This is a genomic window from Parabacteroides sp. ZJ-118 (genome assembly GCF_011038785.1).
GTDB lineage: Bacteria > Bacteroidota > Bacteroidia > Bacteroidales > Tannerellaceae > Parabacteroides.
This window is the reverse complement of record NZ_JAAKDT010000034.1, coordinates 24,060-38,413: the sequence shown is the minus strand read 5'-3', so window position 1 is coordinate 38,413 and position 14,354 is coordinate 24,060. Positions and strand designations below refer to the sequence as shown.

The 14,354-nt window shown below is 48.5% G+C and carries 12 protein-coding genes; 3 read left to right on the top strand and 9 right to left on the bottom strand.

Going from position 1 to position 14,354, the window contains the following annotated elements:
- The 6 genes from G7Y39_RS09995 to secDF form a co-directional block, all read right to left on the bottom strand.
- The coding region (locus G7Y39_RS09995; RefSeq protein WP_165157341.1) for an AAA family ATPase at window positions 1-1,358 on the bottom strand (1,358 nt) is incomplete at its 3' end.
- Window positions 1,359-1,460: 102 nt separating this feature from the next.
- The gene (locus G7Y39_RS09990; protein WP_165157340.1) at window positions 1,461-3,395 is read right to left on the bottom strand and encodes a nucleoside-diphosphate sugar epimerase/dehydratase; all 1,935 of its coding nucleotides are present in this window, start codon (window positions 3,393-3,395) and stop codon (window positions 1,461-1,463) included.
- A gap of 16 nt (window positions 3,396-3,411) precedes the next feature.
- Window positions 3,412-3,852 (bottom strand): hypothetical protein, encoded by a 441-nt coding sequence (locus G7Y39_RS09985; protein WP_165157339.1) that lies wholly within the window; start codon window positions 3,850-3,852, stop codon window positions 3,412-3,414.
- Window positions 3,853-3,865: 13 nt separating this feature from the next.
- A complete protein-coding gene (locus tag G7Y39_RS09980) occupies window positions 3,866-4,963 on the bottom strand; it encodes a transcription termination/antitermination protein NusG (RefSeq protein ID WP_165157338.1) in 1,098 nt (365 codons plus the stop codon).
- Between the two features lie 472 nt (window positions 4,964-5,435).
- On the bottom strand, window positions 5,436-6,368 hold the full coding sequence (locus G7Y39_RS09975; RefSeq protein ID WP_165157337.1) for a site-specific integrase: 933 nt from the start codon (window positions 6,366-6,368) through the stop codon (window positions 5,436-5,438).
- Window positions 6,369-6,466: 98 nt separating this feature from the next.
- The gene (gene secDF, locus G7Y39_RS09970) at window positions 6,467-9,475 is read right to left on the bottom strand and encodes a protein translocase subunit SecDF (RefSeq protein ID WP_165157336.1); all 3,009 of its coding nucleotides are present in this window, start codon (window positions 9,473-9,475) and stop codon (window positions 6,467-6,469) included.
- Between the two features lie 172 nt (window positions 9,476-9,647).
- Here secDF and G7Y39_RS09965 point away from each other — a divergent pair, with 172 nt between their 5' ends.
- Together G7Y39_RS09965 and G7Y39_RS09960 are read left to right on the top strand one after the other, a co-directional pair.
- Entirely contained in the window at window positions 9,648-10,622 is a 975-nt protein-coding gene (locus G7Y39_RS09965; RefSeq protein WP_165157335.1) for a DUF4468 domain-containing protein, read from the top strand.
- Window positions 10,623-10,642: 20 nt separating this feature from the next.
- The gene (locus G7Y39_RS09960; protein WP_165157334.1) at window positions 10,643-11,197 is read left to right on the top strand and encodes a DUF4468 domain-containing protein; all 555 of its coding nucleotides are present in this window, start codon (window positions 10,643-10,645) and stop codon (window positions 11,195-11,197) included.
- Window positions 11,198-11,207: 10 nt separating this feature from the next.
- Here G7Y39_RS09960 and G7Y39_RS09955 read toward each other — a convergent pair whose 3' ends face one another.
- The 3 genes from G7Y39_RS09955 to G7Y39_RS09945 are packed head-to-tail and all read right to left on the bottom strand — an operon-like array spanning window position 11,208 to window position 13,896.
- A complete protein-coding gene (locus tag G7Y39_RS09955; RefSeq protein WP_165157333.1) occupies window positions 11,208-12,305 on the bottom strand; it encodes an endonuclease/exonuclease/phosphatase family protein in 1,098 nt (365 codons plus the stop codon).
- A 9-nt stretch (window positions 12,306-12,314) separates the two neighbouring features.
- On the bottom strand, window positions 12,315-13,193 hold the full coding sequence (locus G7Y39_RS09950; protein WP_165157332.1) for a rhomboid family intramembrane serine protease: 879 nt from the start codon (window positions 13,191-13,193) through the stop codon (window positions 12,315-12,317).
- Window positions 13,174-13,896, bottom strand: coding sequence for a rhomboid family intramembrane serine protease (locus tag G7Y39_RS09945; RefSeq protein ID WP_165157331.1), 723 nt, complete (start codon window positions 13,894-13,896; stop codon window positions 13,174-13,176). The genes G7Y39_RS09950 and G7Y39_RS09945 overlap by 20 nt, the downstream gene beginning before the upstream one ends.
- 185 nt (window positions 13,897-14,081) lie before the next feature.
- Here G7Y39_RS09945 and G7Y39_RS09940 point away from each other — a divergent pair, with 185 nt between their 5' ends.
- Window positions 14,082-14,354, top strand: coding sequence for an HU family DNA-binding protein (locus tag G7Y39_RS09940; protein ID WP_165157330.1), 273 nt, complete (start codon window positions 14,082-14,084; stop codon window positions 14,352-14,354).

Here is a 14,354-nt window from a genome sequence, read left to right as displayed (position 1 = left end):
CCCTTTGGTGTACGGACCTCCACATCCACATAATTGCCGAGCAGCGTGAAAATCACATAAAGCAATTGTTGGTAATGGCCCTCATAATGCGTATTTTCGCAATAGGGGATCGTGGAAAGAACCGTGCGCATCAACCGCAATGCACCCTCCATGTCACCGTTGTAGATCTTCTCCGCCATTTCCGCTACCAGGGTATTCAGCTCGGCAGGACGTTGCACATAGTTAGGCAACAGGCTACGCATCAACCCGATCCGCACTTCCCTATTCGGGATGTCCAACTGATACAAACCCGAGAACGCCGAGTAACTCTCGATCGTGATATAACCGCTTTGGTACAGCAACGGCGTGATGCTCGTCATCCGTTCCGTTGGTGCGTCAAAATCGGCTGCCACACATTTTCGATTCCCGATCTCCTGCGGGATCACGTGGAACTTACGCAGCATTTCGATCAGGTAAGTGGGTGTTCCGCTGCCGAACCAGTAGGAGTCGATCCGACCATCGGCCAGCGCATTCAACAAACTGAACGGATTGTATATATCGGGCGACGGCCACGTGAAACGATACCCGTCGTAATTCTGTTTCAATGATTTCAAAGCTTCCTCCGGAGATACGCCTAGGTTGACAGCCAACCGGTCGATCCCCTCGCCCATCTGTTCCCGCATCTCCTCCTCCGTGATGCCGCAGAGCGTGGCATACTCCGGTAGCATGCTGATATTCTTGATATTGTTCAACTCGCTGAAGATGCTCAACTGGGAGAATTTCGTGATGCCGGTCAGGAAGACGAAACGCAAGTAGGGATCGCACGCCTTCAACGGGCTGTAGAAGTTACGCATCACGTTGCGAAGAGCGGGAAGATCCCTATCCTCGTGCATCACATCCAGCAAAGGAGCGTCGTACTCATCGATCAAGACCACTACTTTCTGTCCCGTCTGCTCGTAAGCGCATCTAATTAAATTCGTCAAGCGTAAATTCGCGTCTTCCGAATCCATATTCAAGCCATACCTCCTCTCCATATCTGCCAATTGGAACAAGAGATAGCGATTCAGCCCCTCTTTGTCCAGGTGCTTGCCAAGGCTCATGTCGAAATGAAGCACCGGATGGCTCGTCCACTCCTTCTCCAATTTCTCGACGGCCAACCCCTCGAACAGCTCCTTACGACCCTCGAAGTAGCTGCGGAGCGTGGAGGTCAGCAAAGACTTGCCGAAACGGCGGGGACGGCTCAAGAAGATATAACTCGACGCACCATGAGTCATACGGTACACCAACTCCGTTTTGTCCACATACACATAATTACCCTCCCGCAATTTCGAGAATGTCTGGATCCCTATCGGATACAATCGCCTATCTAGTCCTTCCATGATCTCTTCCTTTTATCGGTTCGCTCCTACAAAGATAATGGATCTTCCCGATAAACAAAATAATTCACACGCGACAAATCATAAATCGATAGGATTCCCCTCTCAATCCAACTCCTCAAACCGGGAGTTCTGGCTCTTGAACTCGGGCACGAAGGCTTTCATCGCCTTTACCATCGGAAGGATCCGGACACGGAGGGATAATTCGGTTAATACATTGATATGTTCGACTACGTCCTTATAGTCATACTCGCGAACCGCCGCCACCCGGATCTTCTCGTGAAGGGTCTCTTTCGTGTTCTCCTTGTTGTTCAGCAGTTCCTCGTACAGTTTCTCGCCGGGGCGGAGACCCGTGTATTTGATCTCGACATCCTTGTCCACCTGCAATCCGGACAGTTCGATCATGCGCTTCGCCAAATCCGCGATCCTCACCGGCTCTCCCATATCGAAGATGAAGATCTCACCGCCCTTACCCATCGTACCGGCCTCTAAGACCAGACGGCAAGCCTCCGGGATGGTCATGAAGTAACGGATAATGTCGGGATGGGTGACTGTCACGGGGCCTCCCTGAGCGATCTGCTCACGGAAACGGGGGATAACCGACCCATTGCTGCCTAAAACATTGCCAAAGCGGGTCGTGATAAAGCGCGTATCGCCTTTCACCTCTCCTCGCTCGATCGCTAGACTTAAGCTCTGTACGTATATCTCGGCCAGACGCTTGCTGCAGCCCATGATATTCGTGGGGTTCACCGCCTTGTCCGTGCTGATCATCACGAACTTCTCCACGCCATAGCTTACAGCGGCATCCGCCATCACACGGGTACCGAACACGTTTGTTCGAATCGCCTCGCAGGGGTTCTCTTCCATCAAGGGGACATGCTTGTAGGCCGCCGCATGGAACACCACTTGGGGATGCCAACCGCGGAATACATAATCCGCACGGTCCGGATTGCGGACATCGCCGATCACCGGGACAAAGTTCAGTTCCTTGTATTTCTCCTCCAATTCCAGACGGAGATTATGCATCGGGGTCTCGGCGGAGTCGAAGCAAACCAACTTCTTAATCGGGAAATGAGCCAGCTGGCGACAGATCTCGCTACCGATACTGCCGGCGGCTCCCGTGACAAGCACGGTCTTCCCTTCCAGCAGATTGCCGATCTCGTCCAGATTGATACGGATCTCCTCACGACCTAGCAAATCCTCGATACGGATCTCTCGGACCGAACGCTTCGCCTCACCTCCGCGCAGCTCCTCCATCTCCGGGACGACCAACGTCTTCAAAGAGGCCTGCTCGCAATAACGGATCAGGCGGTCACGCTCCTGATGAGCGATCTTTATGTTGGGAAAGAGGATGCCATCCAAACTGTTGCGAGGGATCAAGCGATACAGATCCTCCACGTTCTCGATCTGGTAGACCGGCAACTCCGCGATCCGGATGCTTTTCTTGGAACTGCCAAAGGAGAGGAAGCCCATGATGCTATAATTCTGCATGAATACCTGACGGTTCGCCGAGGTAGCGATCATTACGCTCTCCTCCTCCGTGCCAAAGACCAGTACCCGCTTGCGTTTCTTGCCGAGCTGCAGGAGGACGCTGTTATAGACATTGATCACGAAGACACGCGACGTAACCAACATCACGATCGTCAACGTACTGTCCATGATTCCGCCCAACCAATAGATAGAAGGGCTGAAACGGGCTTTCAACAGCCAAAGCAGCAGGAACATCAAGAGCGACTTGCCGATCGCAGCGCCACCGATCCGCCACAAGCCACGCAGCGTGGAATGGCGAATGACCCCGTGATAGGCCTTAAACAGCAAGAATGAGACAACACTGGCCACAAATGAGGAGAGGCCCACTTTCAGCACATCAGACTCCCCGAAATGTATATGCAGGATGGAGAATATCCCTAGTACGCCCGGCAACGACACGGAGAGCGAGACGAAAAGATCCGCGCTAAAAATGATCCAACGGTTGATATACCGCAAATTCACCAGACGGCCTAAGGTCAATCGCCATCTGCCTTTATGGAAATCCATCATTTATAGTTTGTTTGTTTTATTTTCCGTGCTCTACCATTTTCCCGATGGCGGCATCCGCATCTCCCGGTTCGTTTAACGCCGGGAGCCCTTTCACCTCCCTCGTATGCCATGCTTGGTAGGCGGGAGCGGAGAGTTCCGGTACCGCTAATAACTTGTAATCCGCCCCGTTCTGCTTAGCGATATGTTTTCGTTCGTACAAACGAAGCGAACGATCCGTCACGGATACCATGACAACCGGGAATGGATAGCCGAGCAAGCGCATCGGCGTGACCTCGCTGTCCGGAAAGGCACGACGTAACTGATAAGCGGAACGTTCGAACGCGGCCCAATAAGATCCCGTACAATATAGATGAATCGAGGCCTGATTCGCGCATTCCCGATCCAGGATCTCTCTCAAACGCTCTCTCAACAGCCGCATCAAACGGATGCCGGATGGAGTTTCGCTTTCCTTTCTCATGACAGTCCGCTATTTAATGTTTCAGCCAGCTATCGTAATCGTGTAAACGCTGTATCAACAGGGTCTTGCTTCTCTTGGGCGAAGGCTCATCCCGCCAGGGATCTACCAGCTCATGTGCCATATGGTAATACCGGCTGCTGTTCGTGCAGCCGTAAAGCGTGACGAGCAGCAAGGCACGAGAATTCACCGCCTTAACCAATGGAAGCATATTGCGCAGGGTGGAATGCAAACGTTCGAACTCCTCCTCCTGGGCCAACAGCTTGTAGGCCGGAAGGAGTAATGAGTAGACCTTGCAACGCATCACGTCGGTCTCCACACGAAGGGAAGCATAACCATTCAGCACCTCACGAACCAGATGTTCGTCTTCCTTCTCCAATTTGCCCGAGAGATAATAACGCCCCAACGCCTTGTGTATACCGTCTGACAAACGATCGTTATCCAAATGGGTATAAACGTGCTTGCCTTTCGTATTCAACTCGATCAGTTCATACTCGCCTTGCCTTACCCCAAATAGAGGGACCCACATGCAGTCCAGGATACGTACCATGACATCCTTATGACCGCCACCCGGTTGCACCACCACCTCAGCCTCCATCCCCATGAAAGAGCCCGAGGTGATACGTACACGGTCACCTTTCAACAAGCGACTGCTATCCGGTACGTACACCGGAAGCTCATTGGAATAAGATTCTGCCATCCAGCGTAAGGTCTCCATCTCATGATCCGACAAGTAAGGGAAATGAGAGTGCTCGCCCACGGATACCCGAGGAAGCAGATTATACAGGGGCAGAGTACGTTTCAAACGGAAAATCTCATTCTCCGAAGCATGGATAAACACATAGTTGTATAAAAGAGGCTTCCTCGTATTGACCATCTTGCCTCCCACCTTGCGAGCCTCGACATAGGAGGGGGCAAAGTACTCGAACAAGGGTTCCCCACAACGTTTACGACGGGAAAGCTCGACATCTAATCCTCTTGACGAATAGATCTTATCACGTCCTCCGACGGCGGCAGGAAGCGTCAGTACATACCAGCGCACAGTCTCCTGGCTGCGACGATTGCGTATATGCACCATCACTCTATCTGAGCTATTGCTTGTCACGATATTCATTAGGGAAGGTCATTCAGAGCCTTATCAAGACACTCTTATAATATCCTGATAAATAAATACTTATGTAGAAATAAAAAGGAATTACTGAAAATTTGCATCCCTTCGATATTCATGCTACCTGGCGAGTAGCGTTCATTTCATGCCGCGAATGTAGTAAAAAATAATATAACACAAGCAAGGATTAGGTTTTGTTTGTATTTCAACCTTGATTCCTTTTAAATCTTCGTTTTTATTTCTGATGTATAGACATGGCAATAGAAACGAAATGGTTTCGTATTTCCGAAATCATCACGTTATCTGAAATAACGGCTACATACATTCCTGTAGATACGGAGCACACACCGTCTCATCTCCTCAAAATGGTATTTTAAGTTACTATCAGGTGGTGGGAGGCGGAGCATGCTCCGTATCTATAGCTAAGAGATACCCTTTTACTCCTCTTGTGAACGCTACTCGCCAGGTAGCGTGCTTTTCACCCTACCTTCGGCGCATAATCGCACACGCTCTCGAAACAAAGTCTGTTTACGGTCGAGAGCTTTTCCAAAGAGAAACTCTTCAAGTATATCTGCGTGGTCTTGATGGATTTATGCCCTAACAGTTCACTGATCATCTCAATCGGTACGTTTTGCTCCTTCAGGGTCGTGGCGAAAGAGTGACGGATCGTGTATGAGGTAACCCGAGCGCGAATACCGATGGATTCCGACAGTGTTTTCAATCTGCGGTTAAAGCCTCCTAATACGGTATTGTATTCCTTGTAAGCATCCTCATCGGTCTTCATTCCCCCTAAAAACGGGAACAGATAGGGCGAATCCTCGGTTGTATCGGCTGCCAGCTCATTCAACAGCCCTTGTGCCTCCGCCGGGATCTCCACCTGTATAAGAGATCCGCTTTTCTGCCGATAATAGGACAAGATCCCTCCCTTGATATTCTCCTTTCGCAAATGCGCCAAATCAACGAAAGCCATCCCGCAAAACAAAAACATCAGGCAAAAGGCCGATTGGGTCTTCTTCTGTCGCGGATCTGTCACCGGGCTTGTCATCAGCAAGCGTAAGCTTTCCGAAGGCAACGCCTTTTTACGTTTACTCTCAACCCCCGTAAACACATCCTTGAACAAATGAGGAATATAAGTAGCCTCACCCTCCTCTACGGCTAACTGATAGATGTGACGAATCCGGCGCATGTAAGTAGATACCGTGTTACGAGAACATCCCTTGGCCAATAGCCAAGATTGATAACGTAAAAGTGTATCCCGATTAATATACGCATAAGGGATCTCCTCCCTGCCACAAAAACATTTAAACGATCTCAACGCATCTTGATAACTCTTCGCCGTGGAATAACGCTTTTTCTCACGCAGGCTGGTGATATACATAAGTACACCCACCACAAAATCATTCACTTTCATACTTTATCTTCTTAAGAATTAATAAACAAAAAAATCCTCTATCTCTCCGTTGACACGGGAAAGATAGAGGATCTTCGTAAAATTCTTAACGGAAGATATTATTTTCCTGTTTTCTCTGCGATGGCTTTCTTATTGATCTTCTTCTTCTGCAACTCGTAAGCGATCGGAGTGGCGACGAATAAGGTAGAATAAGTACCGACTATGATACCCAATAAGATAGCGAACGTAAAGCTTCGGATCGTGCTACCACCCAAGACGAAGATACACAATACAACCACCAACGTAGTCAATGACGTATTGAATGTACGACACAAGGTAGAGTTCAACGCGTCGTTGATCACCTGATAACGATCACGCTTCGGATACAAGGCGATCGTCTCGCGGATACGGTCGAATACAACCACGGTATCATTGATAGAGTAACCGATGATCGTTAGGATCGCGGCGATAAACGTCTGGTCTACCTCCATGGAGAACGGAAGGATCTTCCACAACAAGGTATAGAAAGAGATGATACAGAACGTTGTCGTTGCCACGGAAGCGAACGCTCCTACAGAGAACGATATATCGCGGAAACGAAGCAGGATATAAGCGGCCATGCAGACCATGGCGAAGATTACCGCCAAGATCGCGCTATTCTTGATATCGTCTGCCATACTCGGACCTACCTTCTGCGAGCTTTGTATGAAAGTAGTCGTGAACTCATCCAATGTAGTTCCTTCCGGAAGTAAGGATTTCACGCCCTCAAACAATTTACTCTCGATCTCCTGATCTACCGAAGGATCGTTATCATCGATCTTATAGTTGGTAGATACGCGCACTTGATCCGCCGCACCGATCTGGATAACATTGACAGAACCGTCTAACTGAGCGTCCAGCATATTACGGACATCATCGGTCTTCACCGCTTGATTGAAACGGATCACGTAGTTACGTCCACCCGTGAAATCAATGCCATTATTCAAGCCGATCGTCATAAAGGAGATAGCGCCCAATACGATGATCACCGCCGGAATCAAATAGCCGACTTTACGAGCGCCCAAGAAATTGATCTTCGGATTCGTCAACAAGTCTTTCGTCAGAGCAGTCGTGAATGTCACGTTCTTCAATTTATCTTTCGCCAACAATGCCTCATAAACGATACGAGTCAAGAACACGGCTGTAAGGAAAGACGCGAACAAACCGATGATCATCGTCGTAGCGAAACCGCGGATCGGACCTGTACCGAAATAGAACAATACGATACCGGTGATGATCGAGGTCAAGTTGGAGTCGAAGATAGCGGAAAACGCGTTGCCGTAGCCATCGGCGATCGCCCTTCCTAAAGACTTACCGACTCGAAGTTCCTCCTTCGTACGCTCATAGATCAATACGTTCGCGTCGACTGCCATACCTAGCGTCAGCACCATACCGGCAATACCCGGCAAGGTAAGAACGGCTTGGAAAGAAGCCAGGATACCCATCGAGAAGAAGATGTTCAATACCAAAGCGCCATCGGCGATCAGTCCCGGTACCAACCCGTAGAACGCGCACATATAGATCATCAACAGCACCAATGCCAACACGAAAGAGATCACACCGGCATTGATAGCCTCTTGCCCTAATGACGGACCCACGACATCTTCCTGAACGATATGTACGGAAGCGGCCATCTTACCTGATTTCAACACGTTCGCCAAGTCTTTCGCCTCTTCCGGCGTAAAGTGACCGGTGATTTGTGAACGACCTCCCGTGATCTCATCGTTTACGTTCGGGGCGGAATAAACCATCTCATCCAAAACGATAGCGATCTGGTTACCGATATTCTCTTTCGTCAAACGAGCCCAAGCCTTGGAGCCTTCGGCGTTCATAACCATGTTGACCATTTGCTCCGAACGACCGGCCTGTTGCATGAAGTCCGCGTTAGCATCCGTTACCACGTCACCACCCAAAGCGGGACTTCCGTCACGGTTCGTCACCTTCAAGGCATATAACTCATAGAACTGCTCCTTATCATCGATCGCCTTCACTCCCCATCTCAAGGCCAAGTTACGAGGCAATACCTCTTTCACTTGTTTCATGTTCAGGTATTCGCTGATCTTATCCCTATCTTTCGCGTGAGCGATACCTACCGTAGAACCCGGAGACAACTGACCGTTGTACTGGCTGATCTGCAACAAGGCGAATAACGGATGTTGCTTGGCGAACTCTTCCATGCTTTGGCTAACCTCGGTCTCTTTATTATCTTGACCAAGCTCAGCCAACAAAGAATCGGCCTCGCTCGCATTCGTATCAGCGGCATCCGCGATTTTCTCAACCGTATCGGTAGCGGTAGCAGCTACAGAGTCAGCGGAAGCCTCCTGGCTTAGGATCGTAGCCAATACATTATCGGCGGCAATCAATTGCTGATAGATTTCCGGCAACTTATACGTTTCCCAGAATTCCAGATTAGCGCTGCCTTGAAGCAACTTGCGGACACGTTCCGGTTCTTTCACGCCCGGCAACTCTACCAAGATACGACCCGCGGTCTCCAAACGCTGGATGTTCGGGGAGACCACGCCGAAACGGTCGATACGAGTACGCAATACGTTGAATGAGTTATCAATCGCACTCTGCAACTCTTGTTTTAAAACAGAGATAACCTGAGCGTCTGAGCTCTGGGGCGTGATTTTATCTTTTAACTCGAATGTGCTGAAAATAGCGGAAAGACGCGCGCCGCTATCCAATTTCTTATACTCCTCGGCGAAAAGGTCGATGAAATCTTTTTGGCTGGTCGCTTGATGCGCGTAAGCTAGATCCAACGCCTTGTTGAAATTCTCGTCTTGGTTGTTGTTAGACAACGAACGGATTACATCCGCCACGTTCAACTCAAGGACAACGTTCATACCGCCCTTTAAGTCAAGACCTAAACTAATTTCCATTTCACGGCACTCCTTAAGCGTATAGCCTAACCACACCTTCTGAGTAGATAGCGAGTCTAAATAAGCACTCTCTTTCGCAGGATCTCCACCCGCATACTCAGCGGCTTCACTGTTGTAATGTCGCGTCACGAACGAGAACGACAAATAGAACAAACAGACAAGCGTAAGTAACACCGCGAAGACCTTTACAAATCCTTTGTTTTGCATCTGAATCTTAGGTTTATGTTATTACATTATTTATATTCATTTTTTCACAGGGTGCAAATATAGACTTTTTTTCTATGATAAAGAGCAATTAGTACAATTATTTGTCACGCCCATAGTTTATTTCAAACGCAAATGTATATCTTTGGGGCTGAAATAATAAGGAAAATAGACCATGAGACAGTTGTTATTCGCTCTGTTATTTATCCCTGCCCTGCTATTCGCGCAAGCGGATCGACACTATCTGGCAGGGGCCGTTCCGGTTGTAGACGGTAAAGTCGTTTTTACCCGAGAGATCAACACCCCCTCTTTAAGCCAGGCACAAATCCACCAACAACTCGTAAAGTGGGGACAAGAAAATTTTAACACAAAAGAAAGTAGAGTCGCTTATCAAAATGAGGCAAATGGCGAGATCGCCATTATCGGGGAAACGTATGTCGTATTCTCCAGAACAGCCTTATCCCTCGATCGGGCGATGATGAAATACCGTATCATCATTGAATGCAAGGGACATACTTGCACCTTGCGACTTACGGGCATCCGATATGAATACGACGTATCTTACCAGGATGAGCCGGAGAGATACCTAGCCGAGGAATGGATCACGGACGAGTATGCCTTGAATAAGGACCAAACGAAATTAAACCGCATCAGCGGTAAATTCCGTAAGGCTACGATTGATTTCGCGGATCAGACATTCGATAGCGCGGCCAACGCGTTAGGCGTGCGGTCGCTGACAATCGCGCCGGCAGAACCGGTATCCGCTCCGCGACGGGAAACAGCACCTGTGACACCGATGGAAGGTTTCATCGCGTTCCAACCCGACAAGGTACCCGGCACGATCCTCCGGATGTTACCGGACAACGCTTTACAGATCAAAACCGCAAACGGGAACACGACCGACACGAACGTTGCATGGAAAGGCATAGGCAATCTGCTCGGTAAGACGATCAGTACAATCTCCATAGCCAAAGACAGTCCTGTCTATAAAGCGATCGGCGATAACGACTTGTACCGATTATCCTTCTCCAAACCCGGCACATCCGCCGACGCGCCATGGATTATTATCGAGTGCCGCAAGCAAGGCGAGACCTCCGAAGGAGAGCAAACGATGTTAATCGGCGAGATTACGAATGTATGGATCAAATAATAAATAAGAGAATCGCGTTTATGAAAAAGATTTTATTAGTGATAAGTATGATGCTCCCGATGCTCGTCATGGCGCAGGGGCATAAAGGCGAGGCAGACGAATGTGCCCCCATGAAAAACGGAAAGGTATGCTATAGCGATGAGGTAGAGATCGAGCACACCTCCAAACCGGAACTATTCAACGCCATTAGCGCATGGGCTAAGAAATCTTACGGAAAGGATATCTTCTTATCCAACGTAAACTCGAACAAGAGTAAAGGCACCATCTTCGTAAGCTCCAAGGTTGAACTGTTGTTGAATGATACGGATAAGACTATCGTCAAATATAAAATGCGCGTCACCTGCTTCGATAACCGATACACGATCGAGGCGAGCGATATCGTATATCAATATGATCCGCTGAACGATAAAAAGTACAAGACTTATAAAGCGGAAGATGTGATCGCCAATAATGGAGCCAGCAATACGGTAGCGCTGATCAAGGATCCCGGGCTATTCTGTAACGCTACCTTCTTCTTTGTCGAGAACTTGTTCGCCGACGTATTTGACGCCGCGCGAGAGGCGGCCTCCGAATGATAAGGCCCGTTTACTCAAGCTTCAGGTAACACCATAACGGATAGTGGTCCGAATAAGCGACCTTATCCACGGAACAATTCATAGCGGTCATGTTCGGGGAATGCAGGATATTATCGATACGGAACCAGAAGAAATTTTGATTGTAGGTAATACCCATTCCCCGGCCGGACTCGGCAAAGGCATCCGTCAAATCCCCTTGGATCGTACGGTGCGCGTACGAAATAGGCGTATCATTAAAGTCGCCGCATACCAAGACATATTCTCCTTTCGCGTTCTTAATCTCTTCGGATACCGCTTCCGCTTGCTTCGCCCGAATCCGGAAAGCAGGCCCCAGCTTTTGCTCGAACGCTCCTTTCAAATCATCCAACCCATCCGAGCCAAAGCTCTTTATAAGGGATGAATAACGAGTCCGGTCCTCCATCGTCAGCTTAAAGGATTCCAAATGGTTATTGATCAAGGTCAACTTCTTTCCCTTGATGTCCACCTCATGTACGGAAGAGCCATTATGATCCGAATCATATTTCACCATCCGGGAATTCGACAGCGGATATTTGGAGAACACAGCGATGCCGAAACGCCGGAACTTCGAGGAACTCTGATAAAAGACGGAGCGATAAGGATACATGCTCAACGCCTCATGGATCTTAGAGGCCGTAAGGCTCTTCTCTGACGTAGCCGCGGCATATTCCTGCAAACAAACAATATCCGCGTCCGAGTTGGCGATATATTGGAGAATCTTGTTCGGAGCGATCTTCGTATGATTCCTGTATCCAAAAGCCATCACGTTATAAGTCAGCACCTTCAACACCTCTTCCCGCGGGGCCTCCTTACGCGAGTGGAACGGGAAATAATGTTTCACAGGCCCCCAACATATCAAGAAGGAGAACAGGCCGATCCCTAAAAGCTTCCATTCCCGGAAGAACAACCAATAGAGAATGAAGCAAAGATTGACCACACATAAAACCGGGAAAGCTAATCCCAGATAGGATAACGTCATACTCGTCTCAGGAGACACCCGATCCGAATAAGCCGAGACTATCCACAATACGATAGTCACCACATTCGCCACGGCGAATAAGAATTGAAGAAAAATCCGTAGAGTTCTCATAACGATTCGCTATTTCTTACTGGCATCGAAAAGTCGCTTTTTCTCTTCGGCAGAGAGGCTCTCATAACCGGAATGTTTCAATTTATCCAGTATCGTATCCAGCTCCACCGACTCCTGATGTTTACGTGCGTTATACGCGTAATCCGTCTCGCCGCGTTTATAAGTCACACGCATCCTCGGTTTCCGTTTGCCCAAATTCACGAACCAGTCGATCAACCGATTCATCGGAGCGGTCAAGTCCCTCCCCTTACGCATACGGGAAGCGAACCAGATACCCAACAAGGCCCCGCCGATATGGGCGATATGTCCTCCCGCGTTATCGGAAGTCATCGCCAACAAATCGATCGCCAGCGTAAAGATAGCCAAATAAACCAATTGGATCCTTCCGATCAAGAACAAATTAATCTCCAAATCCTTCCGGTAAAACGACACGGCGAAAACGATCGCCATAACAGACGCGGAGGCTCCCATCAAATAGCTAAAAGAAGCCACGTCCCGGAAATAAGGGAAGCTGTTATAAGCGAGGACAAACAAGACCGCACCGGCGAGACCGCCCAATAGGTACAAGCCTCCCAACTGCCGCTCACTGAAGAAATCCAAGAACAATCCCCCGAACCAATATAACCAAAGCATATTGAACAGGATGTGCAAGAAGTCAAAATGGGTGAACATATAAGTAAACAACGTCCACGGGCGGAAGAGCAACAGCTCCGGAGAGGCCGGCAACTGCAGATACAGCAGGAAAGGCGCTCCTTGCGCGTTAAAGAGCATAAACAATACGCCGGCCAAACGTATCAAGATAAACAAGCCCACATTTATATAGATCAGTTTCGACAGGATATTCCCCGACTGAAATGTCCGCTTCAAATTAGTAAAAATACCGTCCATTGCCTGCATCTTTCTTGTTCCAATAACGAATTAGAAAATAACCGAATAACATTCCCCCCAAATGGGCGAAATGCGCTACCGTATCACCTCCAAAACTAGCCACGCCCATAAATAGTTCGGCAAGGCCATAAAACAGCACGAGATATTTGGCTTTAATCGGGATCGGTATGAACATCAAATACAAAGGCACATTCGGGAAGATCATCGCGAATGCCAACAAGATTCCGAACACGGCCCCCGAAGCGCCAATGGTCACGAAATAATTCAGGAACTCGCTCTTGCTGATAATCTGGGCGCCATTCAGGTTTATCAGGTCTTGACCGGCGAAGATCACGTCACGCAAATTAAAGAACCATACGGCCTCCTGCACCAAACCGGCGCCTATACCCGTCACGAAATAAAAAATCAAGAAGCGCCTCGGCCCCCATACGTTCTCCAATACCCGGCCGAACATATAAACGGCGAACATATTGAAAAGCACATGCGTGAACGAACGGGTATCGTGCATGAACATATAAGAAACGATCTGGTAAGCCTTGAAGTCGGTAGCACCCGGGAAGTGAAGCCCTAATAAATCCACTAAATCGATGCCGATTTTCGGCAGCGCAAGGCTGGCTAACCAAAATAGCGAATTTAGAATGATAAGATTTTTCGTTACCGGCGGGATACTGTCCAAGAACCCCGAATTTGTCTGATTCGTCATATACCACGTTGATTTAGCGGCAAAGGTAAATATATTTTAGCCGTTTTTGCGCATAATAATACTAAAACATATGTAAATCGGTAAAAAAGCAGGCTTTTCTTTTGTGATATTTCAAAATAAAACTAAATTTGAAGCCGTCTATCGATTATCATAGTTTTGTTTAATATATTAACAATCAAACCATCATGAACAAGTCAGAGTTTATTAGCGCAGTCGCTGAGAAATCAGGACTCAGCAAAGTGGATGCCAAAAAGGCAGTGGAAGCTTTTGTTGACACAGTTTCTAACGAATTAAAAGAAGGCGGTAAAGTCGTTCTGCTCGGCTTCGGCTCATTCGCCGTAACAGAGAAGGCCGCTCGCAAAGGTGTCAACCCGAAGACAAAAGAAGCCATTGAGATCGCGGCTCGCAAGGTCGTGAAGTTCAAGGCTGGCGCCGAGTTGAACGAGCTAATCAAATAA